The following is a 19,737-nucleotide window of genomic DNA, read 5'->3' on the forward strand; positions in this document are numbered from 1 at the left end:
TAACTTTTCAACGAGTGCCCACACAGATTGCATGGTCAAATTGTTAAAGAACAATACTGATTTCGTTGCTTGCCAATGGCTTGCTCCGTGTCAGTGAGGTCGCATTATAGAGACTCAGATCACATTGGCAAGCTTTTTTTTCCACAAAAAACACCATAAATTCGCAAGAGCTCGATATACAATCGCAATCACGATAATCGTGCGTTTTACGCACAGGCGTTTAATCTTTTATAACTATTTTATGGTTAACGAGCCGTTTTCCTAATGCTTGTCCTTTAAGCTCTATATATTTATATGTCGTCATAGAAACAAAGATAACGATTGAAAGGATCGCAACGACAAGTACGTTATTATAAAAAGCAGAGCCTAAATCGATAAACCGTGCATCATTAATCATTGGGGCGATTTCTTTACCTAACACTTTTTGCCCGACTAATGCGATAGATGTAACCATAAAGAGAATAGCAGCATGCGTTAAATAGATAGAATAAGACCACTTCCCCAAAACTTGAAATACGCTTCTATTTAATAGTTTTGAAACCACACCCGATTCAAAAGCAAAAAACAGTACAACAATATAGAACAATAGCGTTGCGTATATATATCTGTCTGCAATTTCATTCGAAACTAAATAAGCAACAACACTTAAAAGTAGTACTTCAATAACTGAACCTATAATAAAAGGGATGGATATATGCTTTATCTTAGTAAATACAACATATGTGAATGCACCACCAAAAAAGCATGATAATCCATTAAATACATACGGCTGAAATAATGTTGAATTATTCCCCATTAAGCCTAAAACCATAACGGCTATCGTCAACCAACTCCATACTTTGTAACGACCAAACAAATATAGCGTTAGGAAAAGTAAAACATAGAGATAAAACTCAATGCTTATACTCCACGATGGATAGTTGAACGATAAAGGATCGGTTAATGATGTCCATGATTGCACCATTAATAGGTTAGGGAGTATTTCAGACAGAGAGCCATGGCCTGTAAAGGGCAAAGTATTAAAACTAAAACCAACAGCTTTGTACGCAATATATTTTACTACCTCTAGCCCAATGAAAACCATCAGCATGCAGAAGTACAATGGATATAATCGAAAAAAACGCGATGCTATATAAGATTTAAAGCGTAAATTATCCCTAAAACCATAGCTATGAGCGAGTACAAACCCACTTAGAGCAAAGAAAAACTCTACAAATAATTCACTGCCTCTAAAAAAAGGCAACTCCGTAACACTCCCAACAGCGCGAAAGTGAAATAACACAACGGATAATGCACATAGGCCACGAAAGGCATCAAGAACTTCGAATCGTCTTGTCATATAACAACTCAACTTAAATTAATGTCTAGCGACTAATTTTGACTCGATGAAATGCCAACTAAGCATTGCAAACGAGAAAACAAGGACTGTTGCAATTGCTGCACCTTGATAAATATTCTTGAAAAATCCATACATGATCAATGTTTGTAAGATTGGGAAATGCCATATGTAAATACCATATGAGATATCACCAATACGCTTGCTAATCGTTATTAGCTTTAGCTTAAAGACAATAACATACACAATAAAACTCACCGCAAACGCATAAATCACAAACCAATTTTGTAAGAATAATACTACCGGGAGCAAAATAAGTAGATGCCAAGCTTTTAAAAACTTGGGCTCTGCAAAATTCCAATACGCTCCCAACATGAAGAACACTAACATAGATGGCAATTGTCGATTAATGCTTGCTGGTACCTCATGGTGTTTAATTAAATATTGCACTGTATAAAAACAGCAAACAGATGCCAAACCTAGTAGCACTGTGAGCTTTTTGTTATCCAACTTTTTATTTAAAACACCATAAATAATAGGTACACAAACATAGAACATTACTTCAATTTTAATAGTCCATAGCGATGCATTAACAAAGGGTTGAAAATTATTCTCAAATAAACCGGGTAAAGTGGGTTGTAAGAAGTTCACTAACAAGTAATTTGATGCTAAGTATTTACCTGCACCATTACTTAAGTAGTCAATAAAACTATCTGAGTAATGGCAATAACCAAAAATGAATGCCGTTGTGATCACAATAAAATAAAGTGGATAAATGCGTAAGAAGCGCGACTTCACATAAGTCGGTAAATGCTTTCTTTTTAAGTAACTCTTTACGATCAAATAACCACTAATTACAAAAAAGCAATGCACCGCTAAGCCACCAGGTACATACATAAGGTATTCATTTTGAGTTTCTATGCCTATATGAAAGTAGAACACAAGGACAGCGAGAAGAATTCGCAATATATCAAAATTATTTTTAACCACGAGATAAGAACTCAAAAAATGAACCAGATATAATTATTGCATAATTTTTTTTATTGTCTGGCTATTGCTCAATTTTGAGATGAGATCTTCACATAAATTATGATAAATAAATGTGAGAGGTGGTAAATCATTTAGACTTTTTTACCGCTACTTTTCTGTTATTTATATCAAAAACAGAAAAATCCTCAGTACTTACGAGTTAAACCCTATCTTTAACTCAAACTCTTTATAGTTAAAAAACATCTTACATGAGAAAAATAATAGATATGGTTCGATATTCTATTGAATAAGAATAAATGGAATGCTTAGATACAACAAAGCCTCAATCTTTCGATTGAGGCTTTGTTTGAAATTTGGTGCCCGAGGACGGACTTGAACCGTCACTCCCGAAGGAAACGGATTTTGAATCCGTCGTGTATACCAATTTCACCACTCGGGCTTATGGCGGCTATTATACGTATACAATGCAACTAGGCAAGCCTTTCTCTACAAGATATTCAACCAATCACTTCAATTGCTATTTTTTCACCCTATTTACCCAGTTATTGATGATAATGGAACCATCACACCTTCGCCTTGTTCACACATTCTGTAGCAATATCAAGCGTTCTCTGACGGATCGTTTACTGTTACACTCAGCACATATGGACACAGTTAGATAAAATCGGATGTTTTATGTCAAAGTCATCAACAATAAAAAGCACCACTTCCCCCCAATATCCAACCTTATTTCGTCGTTTAGCTGCTTGGTTTTATGACGCTTTAATTGTCGCTGCTATTCTTATGTTAGCAGGCGGTATAGCAATGGCAGGAATAGCACTCCTACTTCATTTTAATATTCTCGATTTAGCTCATTATGAAGATGTAAGTGCTTATTTAACACATCACCCACAAGCTAACTTGCTTTATTCCAGCTACTTAGGCGCCGTAATTATTGGATTTTATACCTATTTTTGGACTCATGGCGGCCAAACATTGGGGATGCGAGCATGGAAATTAAAAGTACAAAATAAAGATGGGCGCCCAATTAATATAACTCAAGCATTGATCCGCGCTGCAACTGCAGCCTTAGGGTTGGGGAATTTGCTCGCATACAACACTAAACGTCGGGCATTACAAGACGTGATGGCGGAATGTGAAATGATAGTGACAAAAGATATTCGCTAAAATGATAGTGACAAAAGATATTCGCTAATAAAAAGGAGCCGTTAGGCTCCTTTTTTCGTTTTATAGTTTGCGTCTTAACAAATATATCGTGATAAACAAGAACGCTAGACTTGGACCTAATGCCCCTAAAATAGGCGGTAATCGGTACACTAAAATCATCGGACCAAACACTTGATCTGAAATATAAAATGCAAAACCAAAAATGACACCTGAAAGTACTCGAGCCCCCATCGTAACCGAGCGAAGAGGACCAAATACAAAAGATAATGCTAATAGCATCATAACTGCAATAGATATAGGCTGAAGAGCTTTACGCCAGAATGCTAACTCATAACGAGAGGCATCTTGCTTACTCTCTTTAAGATAATTCACATAATGATATAAACCTGACAACGATAACTCTTCAGGTTTAACCGTCACAACCGCTAATTTATCTGGTGTTAATGTTGTTTCCCAATGCTTACTTGCTACATGACTATTGGTCAACTGGCTACTGCCTGTCATGTCAGTTATGGTCACATCATGCATTGTCCATCCCGTCGCTTTATCGTAAGACGCGCGTTTTGCTGATGTAACATCTTCCAACTGACCTTTGTTGTCAAACTGCCAAATGTTAACAACATCCACTTTATTGAGGTCATGAACACGCCCCATATAAATGAAATCATTGTCATTTTTAGCCCATACACCACTTTGTGCAGCAATCACACTGCCGCCATAAACCCATGCCGAACGATATTCTCGTGCCATTTTCTGCGCTTGCGGTGCCCCCCACTGACCCAGTAAAACAACCACTATCATCATTGGGACTGCCGTTTTTAAGGTAGATAGACCGATATCTAGCTTAGAAAAGCCTGCCGCTTGCATTACCACCAGCTCAGAGCTTGATGCCAACATACCTAAACCAATCAATGCACCTAATAATACCGCCATAGGAAAAAACATAATGATATCTTGCGGCATTGATAATAAAACAAAATACAGCGCCTTCAGGAGATCGTAGCTTCCTTGCCCCACTTTTCTTAGCTGCTCAACATATTTAATGATCGCAGATAAACCGACTAAGGTTGATAGTGTCAGTGAGAAAGTTGCAATGATCGTTCGACCTATATACCAGTCGAGAATTTTAAACATTAACTGCGTCTCCGTAATTTATCTTTAAGGCGTCGCACAGGCATTGAATCCCAGCTATTTAAAGCAAGAGCAACTAACAAGGTTGTAATATTAATCGGCCACATACCAATAGTAGACGGGATAATACCATCCTCAATCGCCGATTTTGCTGATGATATAGCTAAGAAATAAGCCAGATAAATCAACACAGCAGGTGCTAATTTAGCAAATCTTCCTTGACGTGGATTGACAGCTGACAGCGGTACTACAATCATCACTAGCAATGGAATACAAAGCACTAAAGAGAAACGCCACTGTAATTCAGCTTTTGCAGCCAAGCTTTGATCTTTTATTAAGGTCATTGTGGGTTGGGCTTCCCAATCACGATTACCTGCTTTAACTTCTCGTTGCCCTATTAATGCTTGATAGTCATTAAAATGAGTAATGGAATAATTAAGCTGAGTAGGAATGCCTTCATATCGAGCGCCGTCATTTAATTCTAACATTTGACGACCATCAGGTAGCTCTTTAACAGTACCATTTTTAGCAACCATGACACTTGGCTGTAAGGTCTCTGTTGCTTTTAATTGCGCGACAAAAACCTTATGAAGCTTTGCCCCTTTATCAGTAATATCATCAATAAAGATAACCCCATTTCCATTCGGAGCCTGTTGAAACGTCCCCTTTACCAACATATTTAATGTTGGCCCAGCCTTTGTCTCTTCTTTAAGTTGCTCTATATGCTCTTGCGACCAAGGTGCAACCCAAAACGCATTCACGGCAGCTATTACCCCCGTAATAATGGCCAAAGCTAATGCTGATTGGAGTAATAATTTGTTTCCCATCCCCGTCGCATTCATCACCGTAATTTCACTTTCAGCATATAATCTACCGAACGTAAGTAATATACCGATGTACAAACTCAGAGGGAGCATTAATAGTGCCATCGAAGGGATAGATAATCCCATGAAGGTTAGAATGAGATCACTCGGGATCGAGCCATCGGTTGCATCGGCTAAAATGCTAATAAACTTTTGGCTAATAAAGACAAGAAAAAGCACAAAAAGTACCGCTAATTGGCTTTTTAATGTCTCTCTTGTCAAATACCTAACAATAATCACGCGTTATATTCCCATAGAAAACTTGTTTTTTTGATGGAATCACTATAGTTTTTCGTTAAATCAGTTATTTTTTTATCTTTCAGCTAAATGAAAGACTGCACTCTAAGCGTATACCGAAATCACGGCAGAGCAAACAAGTGTGGTATTATCCAACATTTAGCGTTAATTGTCTTTATTAGGATGTTAGGAGTACGCATGGAGTTCAGTGTAAAAAGCGGCAGCCCCGAAAAACAGCGTAGTGCTTGTATTGTTGTTGGCGTCTTTGAACCACGTCGCCTCTCTCCAATCGCGGAACAGCTAGATAAAATCAGTGATGGTTATATTAGCTCCTTACTGCGTCGTGGCGACCTTGAGGGTAAGCCGGGGCAAATGCTTTTACTACACCACGTACCAAACGTGTTATCAGAGCGCGTATTACTCGTTGGTTGTGGAAAAGAACGTGAACTTGATGAACGCCAATATAAGCAAATCATCAAAAAAACGATCAGTACCTTAAATGAAACTGGCTCTATGGAAGCAGTATGTTTCTTAACGGAACTTCATGTTAAAGGTCGTGATACTTACTGGAAAGTACGCCAAGCTGTCGAAACAACAAAAGATAGCTTATATACGTTCAACCAGTTTAAAAGTAATAAACCAGAGACACGCCGTCCACTGCGTAAGCTAGTCTTTAATGTACCGACACGCCGTGAACTCTCTTTAGGTGAACGTGCTATCAACCACGGTCTAGCGATTGCATCAGGTGTTCGTGCAAGTAAAGATCTCGGTAATATGCCGCCAAATGTGGCAAATCCTGCTTATCTTGCTTCACAAGCGCGTCGTCTAGCCGATGATTTTGAGACCGTAAGTACTAAAATCATTGGCGAGCAAGAGATGCAATCTTTAGGGATGACATCATACCTTGCTGTGGGTCGTGGTTCTAAAAATGAAGCCATGATGTCAGTTATTGAGTACAAAGGTAACCCCGATTCAGACGCTAAGCCAATCGTGCTTGTCGGTAAAGGGTTAACTTTTGATTCAGGTGGTATTTCGATAAAACCTGGTGCTCAAATGGACGAAATGAAATACGACATGTGTGGTGCAGCCTCTGTGTTCGGTACCATGAAAGCATTAGCTAAGCTTAATTTACCCATCAATGTAGTTGGTGTGTTAGCGGGCTGTGAAAATATGCCAGGCGGCAACGCTTATCGCCCTGGTGATATTTTAACCACTATGTCAGGTCAAACAGTTGAAGTATTAAATACCGATGCTGAAGGTCGTTTAGTGCTTTGTGATGCATTAACTTACGTTGAGCGTTTTGAACCTGAATGTGTGATTGACGTTGCGACATTAACAGGTGCTTGTGTTGTAGCTTTAGGTAATCACATTAGTGGTTTAATGGGTAACCATAATCCACTATCGCATGAGATTATAAATGCATCAGAGCAATCTGGTGATCGCGCTTGGCGTCTACCGATGAGCGATGAATACCAAGAGCAAATTGCTAGCCCATTTGCTGATATGGCAAACTTAGGCACACCTGGTGCAGGTACCATAACCGCAGGTTGTTTCTTATCTCGCTTTACTAAAAAGTATAACTGGGCGCACCTTGATATTGCAGGTACCGCTTGGAAAGGTGGCGCAGCAAAAGGCTCTACCGGTCGACCAGTCCCTCTACTTGTCCAGTTCTTATTAAATAGAGCAGGCCAAGAGATCGTCGAGTAAAAGACATCGAAAAGGGCCGTAAGGCCCTTTTCTTTAGGAACAAAAAACCATGACTCATGCTACGTTTTATATAATCGATGACAAGCAAGAGAGTGCTGATAGTCACTTTCAGTGCCATTTTGCCTGTCATTTAGCAGCGATGAGTTACCGGCAAGGTAACAACGTTTACCTACTCGCAGCAAATAAACAGCAAGCAGAACAAATAGATGAATATCTATGGCAGCAGGATCCTGATAGTTTTGTGCCCCACAATCTTGTCGGAGAAGGGCCTAATGGCGGCTCTCCCGTTGAGATAGGATGGTCAACATTACGTCATACTGGACGCCGTGCTACGCTAATTAATTTAGCGGAAAACGCACCAAATTTTGCGGTTAGCTTTGCACAAGTGGTAGACTTCGTTCCTTGCGATGAAAAGCTCAAGCAGTTAGCGCGCGAGCGTTACAAGGCATATCGCCTTGCTGGCATTCAAATTACGACTGCCACTGCTACTGAGACGCCCTAATTCCACATAGAATCCTTCTAAGAGCGCTATGGAAAAGACATACAACCCACAATCAATTGAACAAGCGCTATATCAGCGCTGGGAAGAGGCTGGTTACTTCAAGCCTCATGGTGATACATCTAAAGATGCTTACAGCATTATGATCCCACCACCAAACGTCACAGGTAGCCTACACATGGGCCACGCGTTCCAGGATACCATCATGGATACCCTGATCCGCTGTGAGCGTATGAAAGGCAAAAACACCTTATGGCAGGTTGGTACTGACCACGCAGGTATTGCTACCCAAATGGTTGTGGAACGTAAGATTGCTGCTGAAGAAGGCAAAACAAAACACGATTACGGTCGTGATGCTTTCATCGATAAGATCTGGGAATGGAAAGGCGAATCTGGTGGCACAATCACCAAGCAACTTCGTCGTCTTGGCGCATCGGTAGACTGGGATCGTGAGCGCTTCACGATGGATGATGGTCTATCAAATGCCGTTCAAGAAGTTTTCGTTCGTCTATACCAAGAAGATCTTCTTTACCGCGGTAAGCGTCTAGTTAACTGGGATCCTAAACTACACACAGCGATCTCAGATCTAGAAGTAGAAAACAAAGATAAAAAAGGCCACATGTGGCACTTCCGTTACCCATTAGCTGATGGCGTACAAACTGCGGAAGGTAAAGACTACATCGTTGTTGCAACTACGCGTCCAGAAACTATGCTGGGCGATACTGGTGTTGCAGTTAACCCTGAAGATCCACGTTACAAAGATCTGATCGGTAAAGAAATCATTCTTCCAATCGTTGGTCGTCGTATCCCTATCGTAGGTGATGAGCACGCTGATATGGAAAAAGGTACCGGTTGTGTAAAAATCACACCTGCACATGATTTCAATGACTACGAAGTAGGTAAACGTCATAGTCTACCTATGATCAATATCCTAACGTTCAATGCTGATATTCGTGATGCTGCTGAAGTATTCACAACCAATGGCGAGCCAAGTGACGCATACAGCACAGCGCTGCCAGAGAAATACCATGGCATGGAACGCTTTGCAGCACGTAAAGCGATTGTTGCTGAGTTTGATGAACTAGGCTTACTAGAAGAAATCAAAGATCACGACCTAACGATCCCTTACGGTGACCGTGGTGGCGTGGTTATTGAACCAATGCTAACTGACCAATGGTACGTTCGTGCAGCACCGCTAGCAAAACCTGCTGTTGAAGCAGTTGAAAACGGTGATATTCAATTCGTACCTAAGCAGTACGAAAACATGTACTTCGCTTGGATGCGTGACATTCAAGACTGGTGTATTTCACGTCAGCTATGGTGGGGTCACCGCATTCCAGCTTGGTACGACAACGACGGTAATGTTTACGTTGGTCGTAACGAAGCTGAAGTACGTGAAAAGCATAACCTAGCACCAGTTGTCGTATTACGCCAAGACGATGATGTACTTGATACATGGTTCTCTTCAGCACTATGGACATTCGGTACGCAAGGCTGGCCAGAAAACACCGCTGATCTTCAAACCTTCCACCCATCTGATGTGTTGGTAACAGGCTTTGATATCATCTTCTTCTGGGTTGCGCGTATGATCATGATGACCATGCACTTCTGTAAAGATGAAGACGGCAAGCCACAAGTACCATTTAAAACAGTTTACGTAACGGGTCTTATCCGTGACGAAAACGGCGATAAAATGTCGAAATCTAAGGGTAACGTTATCGACCCTATCGACATGATCGACGGTATTGATCTTGAGTCTCTAGTAGAGAAGCGTTGTGGCAATATGATGCAGCCACAACTTGCAGCGAAGATCGAAAAAGCGACACGTAAAACATTTGAGAACGGCATCGAACCTTACGGTACTGATGCCCTACGTTTCACTCTTGCTGCTATGGCTTCAACTGGCCGTGACATCAACTGGGACATGAAACGTCTTGAAGGTTACCGTAACTTCTGTAATAAGCTATGGAACGCAAGTCGTTACGTACTAATGAACACAGAAGATCAAGATTGCGGTTTCGCAGCAGGTAGCGAGCTTGAGTACTCACTAGCAGACAAGTGGATTGAATCACAATTCCAACTAGCGGCAAAAGAGTTCAATGCTCATATTGATAACTTCCGTTTAGATATGGCTGCAGGTGTACTTTATGAGTTCATCTGGAATCAATTCTGTGACTGGTACCTAGAGCTAACGAAACCTGTTCTATGGAAAGGTACAGAAGCACAGCAACGTGCAACACGCCATACTCTAATCACAGTGCTTGAGAAGACATTACGTCTTGCGCATCCTGTTCTTCCTTACATCACTGAATCTATCTGGCAGAGCGTTAAGCCACTTGTTGACGGTGTTGAAGGTGAAACCATCATGACTCAGGCATTGCCTCTGTTTGATGAAGCGCAATTTGACCAAGCAGCAATCACTGACATTGAGTTTGTTAAAGCGTTTATCACGAGTATTCGTAACCTACGTGCAGAATACGATATCGCGCCAAGTAAGCCATTATCAGTAATGCTAAAAGTGGCTGATGCTGCTGATACTGCACGTGTTGAAGCCAACCTGACAGTACTGAAATCTCTAGCAAAACTAGAAGAAGTGAAAGTATTGGCTGACGGTGAAGCAACACCAGCTTGTGCGACTGCACTTGTAGGCAAATCTGAATTGATGATCCCAATGGCGGGCTTGATTGATAAAGATGCAGAGCTTGCACGTTTAGACAAAGAAATCGCGAAAATGGAAGGCGAAATCAAACGTACTTCTGGCAAGCTAAGTAACGAAGGCTTCGTTGCTAAAGCGCCTGAAATCGTGATCACTAAAGAGCGTGAAAAGCTAGCCGGTTATGAAGAAACATTAGTGAAGCTTATTGAGCAAAAAGCAACGATTGCTGCGCTATAATCTCACCAATCATTCTTGATTAATAAAAACCGACAGTCACATACTGTCGGTTTTTTTATACCTCAAATTCCGTCACCTCTTTTCAAACAATAGCTTTCACCTATTAGTAATATATAAAATAACAAATTTAGTTATTGCTAATGTTTAATGATAATGACCTCATCGAATTGAGGATCACCTTATGAAAAAGACAATCAGTTTTGCCGCCATCCATTTTACTGTCGCTTTTAGCGTGGCTTACCTTCTTACTGGCGATATCATTATTGGTAGTTTAATTGCAATGATTGAACCGATGGTTAACACCGTTGCCTTTTATTTCCATGAAAAAGTGTGGCAAAGCAAAACACTCAAACAATCACGCTTTAATACAGTAAGTCGTAAGACAGTTAGTTTTGCTATTGTGCACTTCAGTGTCGCATTTAGTGTTGTTTACATTCTTACAGGTGACATACTTATTGGTAGTCTAATGGCAATGATCGAACCTGCAATTAATACCATGGCTTACTATTTCCATGAGCGTGTATGGCAACGTAAAGATCACAACCAAGCAGAAAAACATCAGCATACTTGGCTTGATGCAATGGCTTGTCAGCACTAATCCTCTGATGTATTTTGAACTCCATAAAAAAACCGACAGTTTCGATGTCGGTTTTCCTGATTCATATACGATAATAACTTAGATAGTTAGAACAAATTGAAGTGAAGCGCCATAATTATTATCTTCACCATATTGACCCGCGAGATCAATACCAAATGCACCAAATGGCTTCAAGCCAATACCAGCAGTCACCATATTGTTAGCATAATCTGTCATGCTAATGCTGTAGCCCGCTCTTAATAGTGCCCAACCCCGCTCATTGAATTCCACGCCTAAGTGAGCAAACTGAGTTGCGTAATCTAACCCTTTAAAATAATGCTGTTTATTTAGATCAATATCTGCTGCCAATGTAAACATACCATCATCATAAGCAACACCAGCCGTATATTTAGGCTCAACTAAATAAGTTGCTGATTTCTTAAATGACACATTCGTTTCTAGCTCTTGTTTCATTATATTTTGAGCAGCTAAAGCCAATGTGACCTTTTCAATAGGTTGATAAGTTACACCTAAATCAAGGTTCAATACCGTTTTTTCTGAATGCTATTTTCCTGCATCAAACTCACTGTCTTCAAAACCATCAACAGTATCTTTATATTTTAAAGCATCGATTTTTTGAATTTTAGGAGAAAAGCCAATAAATACTTTTGCTCTCTAAACGGTAAATCAAAAGATTTTGCGATCGCTATACCTAAATCAGCAGTACCACCAGCAAGTCCTTCTGCTGTTGATTGCATTTTGTACTCATCATTATTCCAATTCTCATCTTTCAAATCATCAGGATTAATATCGGACATAACAAGAGCACTTAACTGCACTTTAGTAAATACCGTTGCACTTGCATAACGATTTGGAATAGATAAAGCAATTCCAGCTTGTACATCAAGCTGAATTTGACCATTGTCTAATGCCATTAATGCATCTTTCCACTCTTGTTTATCTACTTCTGTCGGCTCTGACCCAACCCAGTTATTTTCAGGAAAATTCGACTATCAACCTCTTGGAAGTAATCAATTTTATGATAGAGATCATCTGCATCATGAGCACTTACACTTACTGATGGAAGCATCAAACCAAAATCATCATTATCTTTATAATTGGTCGCTAGAGCTGGGTTATAAAAACCCGAAGTTAAATAATCAGCGGAGGCAACACCAGTCCCTCCCATAGCCATACCACGCGCATCAGCACCATTAAAAGCAAATGCAGCAGTTGAAGAAGTAGATAATAAAATAATAGTAACTGCAGATAACTTTTTTAATTTAAACATCACTTAACTCTCAAAAGTAAATTCCCAATGAGAATACAAGCAGTTTAATCGCAACGCCTTTATATAAAGCAATATTCATATTAAGTGTTAATAAAATTCATCTTAAATATAAAGAACCGACATTCACTTGTCGGTTCTTTATTATTTTTTGCTATAGAAAATATTAAAGAGTGAAGACAAATTGTAATGAAGCACCATAATTACTGTCTTGACCATATTGCCCCGCAAGATCAATTCCAAATGAAGCAAATGGTTTTAACCCAATACCAGCAGTAATTACATTATCAGCATAGTCAGTCATACTAATACTGTATCCAGCACGCACTTGTGCCCAATCGAAAGCATCAATTTCAGCACCAATTTTGGCAAATTGAGTCTCATAATTAGATTCTTCAAAATATTTACGTTTATTTAAATCAACATCTGCAGCTAAAGTAAAAATGGCATAGCTGTAAGCTGCACCTAAAGTATATTTAGGCTCAACCACATATGTGGCACGCCCACCCATTCCTGGTGTTTTTTGATCATTCGTTTCAAGTTTATGCGTAATCAAATCACGTCCTGATAGCCCAATAGTTAACGACTCAATTGGACGATAAGCAAAACCTAAATCTAAATTAAAGACACTTTTATCTGTATAATCACTACCAATATCAAACTCATTATCATCAAAACCACTGGCTGATTCTTTATATTTTATCGCCATCATACGTTGAAGTTTTGGTGATATACCAACTGAAATACTTTGCCCAGGTACAAATGGAATATCAAAAGAACGAGCAAGCGCAACACCCAACTCAACAGTACCACCGGCAAGCCCTTCTACTGTTGATGTTAACTCAGGATCTCGATCGTCAAGATTAATATCTAAATCCTCATCACTAATATCAGTTTGAGCAAGCATACTAATCTGTGCTTTAGTAAATAAGTTAGCACTAATAATCGGATTGGGAATAGCAACGCTAATCCCTACTTTTGCATCAATAGAAATATTGCCATCATCCAAGCTTTTTAACGCGGCTTTCCATTCGTCTTCAGAGACACTTTCATTACCAATACGATCATATACATCTTGAAAATCATCAATTTTATTGTATAAATCATCGGGATCATGTGCGCTAACACTGAATGATGGCAAGATAAAGCCAAAGAAGTCACCATGCTTATTATTATCAACTAATGCTGGGTTGTAGAATCCAGCCGTTAAATAATTAGCTGAAGCGACCCCTGTACCTCCCATTGCACCACTTCTTGTGTCACTACCACTAAAAGCCAAAGATGTTGTAGAGCAAACTGACATAGACAGCACTAAGCATGTCTTAAATATTGAAGATTTCCCTAAAGTCATTTTATTGCCTTGCTTACTATTTATTTAAAAATCAATGGCCTTCATATTCTCAAAAACAAAACATAAACATTTAACTAGAAATAGATAATTCGATTCTATTCACAAATATAGGTGCAAATAAATGCATTTATCTTGACTATAATACACACCACAACTAATTTAATTGCGTAGTGCAATTAAATTCAAGGACGGATTATGCAGCCCCAACAACTTCGTCAGCTCTCGCGCCAATTAGTCCGTCAACTCGGCATGTTAAATAGTCAATGTGGCCAACTCGCCCTTACCCCAGTGCAAGCCCACACTTTGATTGAACTCGAACAAGGGCCTTGTACCGTTAATCAAATGGCGGAGCGTTTACGAGTTGATAAATCCAATGCCAGCCGTAATCTTGCGATGTTGCTCAATCAAGGACTCATTAATTCGATCCCGAACCCTAACGATAAACGTAGCCAACTCTCTCAGTTGACACCCAAGGGTATTCAAACACTCACCACTCTTCACCACCAGCTTGATCAAGATACCCAAACGATTTTAGATCAACTGGATCAAGATGAAATAGAGCAGTTAGAAACAAGTTTATGCCGTTACCATAAAGCTTTGACAATCACAGAGCATCAACAGGGATACGTACTAAGAGAAATCACGCCTTTAGATAATGCCGCCGTTGCTGCGCTTATTCGTCGTGTTTCAGCTGAATATGGATTAACCCCAGATAAAGGCTTTAGCGTTGCGGATCCTCATCTTGATGATCTCTGCCAGCATTACCAATTACCGAAAAGTCGTTATTGGGTGATAGAAAAAAAAAATCGTATTTTAGGCTGTGGCGGTATAGCACCATTAGCAGGAGATGCACAGTGGAGTGAACTGCAAAAAGTCTTCTTTTTACCAGAGCTCAGAGGTAAGGGATTAGCACGAGTATTAACCGTTAAAGCATTAAAGTTTGCCCGAGAAAACGGCTTTAAGGGGTGCTATTTAGAAACCACAGAGGTATTAAAAGAAGCAGTGAAACTCTATCAATCTCTAGGCTTTGTCGATATTCCAACTGCGCTAGGTAATACAGGCCACAGTGTATGTGAAATTCACATGCTTAAAACCTTCTAACTCCTAATAGATAATAAAAAGCCTGCTCAGAGACTCTCTCAGCAGGCTCTTTTAAAACAATATAATGTATTAGTAGCTTTGCTTTAAATGATAAACACGTAAGCCTTGCGCAACTTCATCATAACTGGCTGAGCCAATGTATTTAATTCGGCGTTGGTGCTCAGGGACGAGCGTGAAGCTTGAATCTTCAAAGCGACCTTCCCCTTCAAATTCCAAATGAACATAGAAAGCAGGTTTGCTGCTACTCAGCATCACTGATATTTCACCGTTCATTTCAGCAACTTCAAAACGTAAATCAGGATCTTCTAATTCACATTCTTTAGGCTTAGCTGGGAACCATGTGTTTTCAATCAATTTATCGCCGTTACGTAAATGCACATGGAAGAAGCCTTCAGTCTCGTGACCATCAAGATCCTCGTTTAACCATTCCCACACCACTTTCGTGCAATCAGGTTCAAGGAACTCTGAAATAGGTTCACGATATAAAATCTCGCCTTCCCAACTCTGCCATACCACTTCACCTTTGATTTCTGCACTATTACGACCATCATTAACCAAGTGCAGTTTTACCCCTTGTTCGTCACGGATAAAAGTCGCCATCTGAGGCGCAAAGAAACGTCGGGTATGATAATGCAACTGTTTCCAACGACCACTATATTCTAGCGAAGACCAAGAACTTACAGGCCAGCAATCATTCAATTGCCAGAATAAAATGCCACGGTTTGTCGGCTTATGAGCACGCCAATATTCTGCTGCCGTTTTAATCGCCATCGCTTGTTGTACTTGCGATAGGTACAACATATTGACGAAACCATTAGGGAAGCGGAAATAGCGGGTAAACATTTCAGTGATAATAGAATTACCACGGCTATTTTTCTGATGACATTCAAAACTTGGTGACGTGATATTCCAATCTTGCTCAGGAGCAAACGTCTTCACTGTTGGGAGTGACGGCCATGATTGAAAACCAAATTCAGAGCAAAAACGTGGCGTGACAGTTTGATAGGCTTCAAAATCTTTACCTGAATGCCATACATCCCAGAAATGCATATCGCCACGTTTATCATCGTGCCATGCATCGCCAAAATCTAACTCACCATTACACGGCGAACTCGCCCAAAAGCGACGAGAAGGATCTTCTTTTTCAACCACTTCAGCTAATACACGGTTTAAGCGATCATAATTAACAAGATATTTTTCGCGGTTTTGACGTGATTCCGGGTACCAACTAATCGCACCTATCACTTCGTTGTCACCACACCATAAGGCTAGACTTGCATGATCTTTTAATCGGCGGACTTGGTATTCAACTTCCTGTTTTACTTCAGCTACAAAATCAGGTGTTGAGGGGTACAGCGCACAAGCAAACATCAAATCTTGCCATACCATGATCCCGAGCTCATCACACAACTCATAGAAGATATCTTTTTCATACATACCACCGCCCCAAACACGGATCATATTCATGTTAGCAGCAACAGCATCTTCCAGTAAGGAACGGTAACGTTGATCCGTCATACGTGCAGGCATTGCATCCATAGGGATCCAGTTAGCCCCCAATGCTGAAATTTCAACATCGTTGACTTTAAAGACCATGCTTTGCCCCTGTTCATCATCTTCAGTGATCAACTCAAGTTTACGCAATCCTATCTTTTTATTTATTTTACTACCGTCAGCTTCAACTTTAAGATTATATAAACGCTGTTTTCCGTAACCAACAGGCCACCAACGACGAGGCTCACTAATACGGAACAAAACACATGTTTTGGTCGCATCACGATCAAGCGTCAAATGAAAAGTTTGATCATCAAACGTAACAGCTGCCGTTGCTAAACCTTTCTCGGATACCACCTCATAGTTAAGCGTGACAGACAACTCACACTCTTGCTCTAACCAGTTTTGTTTAGTGCTAATATGGCTAATACGAACATGCTCAATCGGCTTCAGCTCAATATCACCGTAAACACCAAGAACAGATAGGCAAATCCCCCAGTCCCAACCAGCATGACATTGCGTTTTACGCAAGGTGTTCATATGAGGGATTTGATTATTCCCCTCCGCCCACGGCACCGGAAATGGCAGTTTATCAGCACGTTTTTTCGCAGCCAAATCAGCGCGATGTAAGACAATCTCAATACGATTACTACCCGCTTGAAGGCAACTTAATACATCCACTTTATGGCGCATGAACATATTATTAAAATCAGCCACGGTATGACCATTTACACGGATCTCGGCAACGGTATCTAAGTGATCCATCACCAAATCCATCGCATTACAAGCTAACTGATCTTCGGTTAACTCAAACAATCGACTAACAACCCAATCACACTCACCGACCCACTGAACTTTCTTCTCATTGGTCGCCCAATATGGATCAGGGATCTCACCCGCAGTATAAAGCGCAGAATGTACATCGCCAGGTAATTCAATATGAAGATCTTGTAGTGCCGCTCGTTGCACACAGGTTAACTGCCATTGACCATTAAGCGAAATTGTCATCAATAACTCCAGCACTGAGCGCACTCAGTTAGCTTGATAATAAAACAAATAAATTTACGCAATTTTTACTAGTGCGCTGTGATCGCGATTAAGGTTTGATCATCTCAAAACATAAAAAGACCAATAACCACGGCTAAAAGGAGAAAAAGCCAGCAAAATGCCGGCTTTTAATTATTCAATCTGATTTTTTACGATTATTCTTCGTCTTCGTACTCTTCTTCATCATCTTCATCAGACTCGAAGTAAGTACCCCAACCGTCATAATCGATATTGTGCTTTTCAGCAAGTTTGATTAACTTTTCTGCTTGTTCGTCAATCAACTCAGCGTTAAGTGCAGATTCCATTACAGCATCGAAACAAACAACTTTACCGCCACCATCTTCTGGATCTAGCTCAAGCTCTTCTGCTTCTAAAACTTCAAAACCAAGTTTAAAGGCTTCTACAGCAGCACCTTCTAACTCTTCAAACGTATCTGCTGAAAAGTGGTGCTCAATCGTATAAAGAGCATCTGGCTCACTGCCATCTTCAAGTAACGCGGCAATAATTTCGCGTGTTTCTTCTTTTTGCTCTTCGATCAGTTCTGCATAAGACATGGGTTCACTCCGACTGTGGAATCAATTTGCTGGCAAATATCGCATGGTTTGCCATCAATTACCACATGTTAGTGATAAGCACAGATAATTAGTATTAACGTAATTTTTACTGTTTACACTCGGCCTTCTTATTACGGTTAGAAAAGCCAAGTAAACCAAATAATATTGCATAATAAGCGCGCAGCTATTCACAATGAAGTAATAATAAGATAAACATAAAGCAACATTAACGAATATCTAGCAACCTAGTCACAACAAGGGGTATTCGGTTAGAAACATTTTAAAATGAAAGAGGGAACTATCATGGCTTTTAATCTTCGTAACCGTAACTTCCTTAAATTATTAGATTTCACTCCACGAGAAATTCAACACCTTCTCGATTTATCTGCTGAATTAAAAAAAGCTAAATACAATGGTTACGAGCAGCCACGCTTAAGCGGAAAGAATATTGCACTTATCTTTGAAAAATCATCGACCCGTACCCGTTGCGCATTTGAAGTGGCAGCTTTTGATCAAGGTGCAAAGGTGACATATCTTGGCCCATCAGGCTCACAAATCGGCCACAAAGAATCAATGAAAGACACCGCACGTGTATTGGGTCGTATGTATGATGGCATTGAATACCGCGGCTTTGGTCAAGCCGTTGTTGAAGAGTTGGGGCAATACGCTGGAGTACCTGTTTGGAATGGCTTGACCGATGAATTCCACCCGACTCAAATTTTAGCTGATTTTCTTACGATGCAAGAGCATGGTCGTGGCAAGCAACTCCATGAAATCACCTTTGCTTATTTAGGTGATGCACGTAATAACATGGGAAATTCATTGCTCGTTGGAGCGGCAAAAATGGGGATGGATATTCGTCTCGTTGCGCCAAAAGCATTCTGGCCTGAAGACGAGTTAGTGGCACAATGTCGTGACATTGCATTAGAAACAGGCGCGAAAATCACTCTCACAGAAAATGTGCAAGAAGGCGTTCAAGGATGTGACTTTTTATATACCGATGTATGGGTTTCAATGGGCGAAGCAAAAGAAGCATGGGCTGAGCGTATTCAGTTAATGCTACCTTATCAAGTCAATATGGACTTACTGAAAGCAACGGGTAATCCACATGTGAAATTTATGCATTGCTTACCTGCTTTCCATGGCGAAGATACCACAATTGGTAAAGAGCTCGCACAAGAATACCCTGAGCTTGCCCAAGGCGTTGAAGTCACCGATGAAGTCATTGAATCCAAACATTCGATTGTTTTTGATGAAGCTGAGAATCGTATGCACACCATTAAAGCAGTCATGGTTGCAACACTAGGGCATTAATAGATGCCTGTTGATAGTTTTCGCAAACGCTTGCGTCACTTAAAAATGACGGTATAATCCTTGCCAATTTGTCGAACACGAGCCAAAAGATGAACCTGACAATAACTCCACTACTGAATTATCGTCACCGCTTTTTAACGCAGGTTCGTGTTTCTATTTTTCTAAAAAAGCCTCCTTTTATTAAGGAG

General features: G+C 40.2%; 17 protein-coding genes and 1 tRNA gene. 7 read left to right on the forward strand and 11 right to left on the reverse strand.

The window, feature by feature from the left end; translation table 11 throughout:
* Nucleotides 1-220 precede the first annotated feature (220 nt).
* From I3259_RS12535 to I3259_RS12545, 3 genes are all read right to left on the reverse strand, one after another.
* A complete protein-coding gene (locus tag I3259_RS12535; protein WP_238029939.1) occupies nucleotides 221-1,339 on the reverse strand; it encodes an acyltransferase in 1,119 nt (372 codons plus the stop codon).
* A gap of 18 nt (nucleotides 1,340-1,357) precedes the next feature.
* Nucleotides 1,358-2,326 carry an acyltransferase gene (locus I3259_RS12540; protein WP_238029975.1) on the reverse strand — a complete coding sequence of 323 codons (969 nt, stop codon included), beginning with the start codon at nucleotides 2,324-2,326 and terminating at the stop codon, nucleotides 1,358-1,360.
* Between the two features lie 354 nt (nucleotides 2,327-2,680).
* A tRNA-Leu gene (locus I3259_RS12545) sits at nucleotides 2,681-2,765 on the reverse strand.
* Between the two features lie 236 nt (nucleotides 2,766-3,001).
* Between I3259_RS12545 and I3259_RS12550 the strand changes: the two genes are divergently transcribed.
* Entirely contained in the window at nucleotides 3,002-3,493 is a 492-nt protein-coding gene (locus tag I3259_RS12550; RefSeq protein WP_238029940.1) for an RDD family protein, read from the forward strand.
* Between the two features lie 60 nt (nucleotides 3,494-3,553).
* Here the strand turns inward: I3259_RS12550 and lptG are convergent, their stop codons facing one another.
* Both lptG and lptF read right to left on the reverse strand, forming a co-directional pair.
* Nucleotides 3,554-4,627, reverse strand: coding sequence for an LPS export ABC transporter permease LptG (lptG, locus tag I3259_RS12555; protein WP_238029941.1), 1,074 nt, complete (start codon nucleotides 4,625-4,627; stop codon nucleotides 3,554-3,556).
* On the reverse strand, nucleotides 4,627-5,727 hold the full coding sequence (gene lptF, locus I3259_RS12560) for an LPS export ABC transporter permease LptF (protein ID WP_238029942.1): 1,101 nt from the start codon (nucleotides 5,725-5,727) through the stop codon (nucleotides 4,627-4,629). Before lptF ends, lptG begins: the two co-directional genes overlap by 1 nt.
* Nucleotides 5,728-5,922: 195 nt before the next feature.
* On the opposite strand from lptF, the gene pepA reads away from it, so the two are divergent.
* From pepA to I3259_RS12580, 4 genes are all read left to right on the forward strand, one after another.
* Entirely contained in the window at nucleotides 5,923-7,431 is a 1,509-nt protein-coding gene (gene pepA / locus I3259_RS12565) for a leucyl aminopeptidase (RefSeq protein WP_238029943.1), read from the forward strand.
* A 49-nt stretch (nucleotides 7,432-7,480) separates the two neighbouring features.
* Nucleotides 7,481-7,933, forward strand: a complete 453-nt coding sequence (locus I3259_RS12570) for a DNA polymerase III subunit chi (protein ID WP_005369774.1) — start codon at nucleotides 7,481-7,483, stop codon at nucleotides 7,931-7,933.
* Between the two features lie 28 nt (nucleotides 7,934-7,961).
* Nucleotides 7,962-10,823 (forward strand): valine--tRNA ligase, encoded by a 2,862-nt coding sequence (locus tag I3259_RS12575; RefSeq protein ID WP_238029944.1) that lies wholly within the window; start codon nucleotides 7,962-7,964, stop codon nucleotides 10,821-10,823.
* 181 nt (nucleotides 10,824-11,004) lie between these two features.
* On the forward strand, nucleotides 11,005-11,421 hold the full coding sequence (locus tag I3259_RS12580; protein ID WP_238029945.1) for a DUF2061 domain-containing protein: 417 nt from the start codon (nucleotides 11,005-11,007) through the stop codon (nucleotides 11,419-11,421).
* Nucleotides 11,422-11,499: 78 nt separating this feature from the next.
* Here the strand turns inward: I3259_RS12580 and traF (I3259_RS20240) are convergent, their stop codons facing one another.
* The 4 genes from traF (I3259_RS20240) to traF (I3259_RS12590) all read right to left on the reverse strand — a co-directional run bounded on the left by traF (I3259_RS20240) (nucleotide 11,500) and on the right by traF (I3259_RS12590) (nucleotide 13,991).
* Nucleotides 11,500-11,946, reverse strand: coding sequence for a conjugal transfer protein TraF (gene traF / locus I3259_RS20240; RefSeq protein WP_255721240.1), 447 nt, complete (start codon nucleotides 11,944-11,946; stop codon nucleotides 11,500-11,502).
* A 74-nt stretch (nucleotides 11,947-12,020) separates the two neighbouring features.
* A complete protein-coding gene (gene traF / locus I3259_RS20245) occupies nucleotides 12,021-12,335 on the reverse strand; it encodes a conjugal transfer protein TraF (RefSeq protein WP_255721241.1) in 315 nt (104 codons plus the stop codon).
* 26 nt (nucleotides 12,336-12,361) lie between these two features.
* Entirely contained in the window at nucleotides 12,362-12,691 is a 330-nt protein-coding gene (gene traF, locus I3259_RS20250) for a conjugal transfer protein TraF (RefSeq protein ID WP_255721242.1), read from the reverse strand.
* 163 nt (nucleotides 12,692-12,854) lie between these two features.
* Nucleotides 12,855-13,991, reverse strand: a complete 1,137-nt coding sequence (gene traF / locus I3259_RS12590; protein ID WP_238029946.1) for a conjugal transfer protein TraF — start codon at nucleotides 13,989-13,991, stop codon at nucleotides 12,855-12,857.
* A gap of 243 nt (nucleotides 13,992-14,234) precedes the next feature.
* Between traF (I3259_RS12590) and I3259_RS12595 the strand changes: the two genes are divergently transcribed.
* A complete protein-coding gene (locus I3259_RS12595; protein WP_238029947.1) occupies nucleotides 14,235-15,140 on the forward strand; it encodes a helix-turn-helix domain-containing GNAT family N-acetyltransferase in 906 nt (301 codons plus the stop codon).
* A 69-nt stretch (nucleotides 15,141-15,209) separates the two neighbouring features.
* Here the strand turns inward: I3259_RS12595 and I3259_RS12600 are convergent, their stop codons facing one another.
* Both I3259_RS12600 and rraB read right to left on the reverse strand, forming a co-directional pair.
* A complete protein-coding gene (locus tag I3259_RS12600; RefSeq protein ID WP_238029948.1) occupies nucleotides 15,210-17,642 on the reverse strand; it encodes a glycoside hydrolase family 2 protein in 2,433 nt (810 codons plus the stop codon).
* Between the two features lie 194 nt (nucleotides 17,643-17,836).
* The gene (gene rraB / locus I3259_RS12605) at nucleotides 17,837-18,235 is read right to left on the reverse strand and encodes a ribonuclease E inhibitor RraB (protein ID WP_238029949.1); all 399 of its coding nucleotides are present in this window, start codon (nucleotides 18,233-18,235) and stop codon (nucleotides 17,837-17,839) included.
* 303 nt (nucleotides 18,236-18,538) lie between these two features.
* Between rraB and I3259_RS12610 the strand changes: the two genes are divergently transcribed.
* The gene (locus tag I3259_RS12610) at nucleotides 18,539-19,549 is read left to right on the forward strand and encodes an ornithine carbamoyltransferase (RefSeq protein WP_238029950.1); all 1,011 of its coding nucleotides are present in this window, start codon (nucleotides 18,539-18,541) and stop codon (nucleotides 19,547-19,549) included.
* Nucleotides 19,550-19,737: the final 188 nt, after the last annotated feature.

The organism is Photobacterium sp. Ph5 (genome assembly GCF_022129445.1).
Lineage (GTDB): Bacteria > Pseudomonadota > Gammaproteobacteria > Enterobacterales > Vibrionaceae > Photobacterium.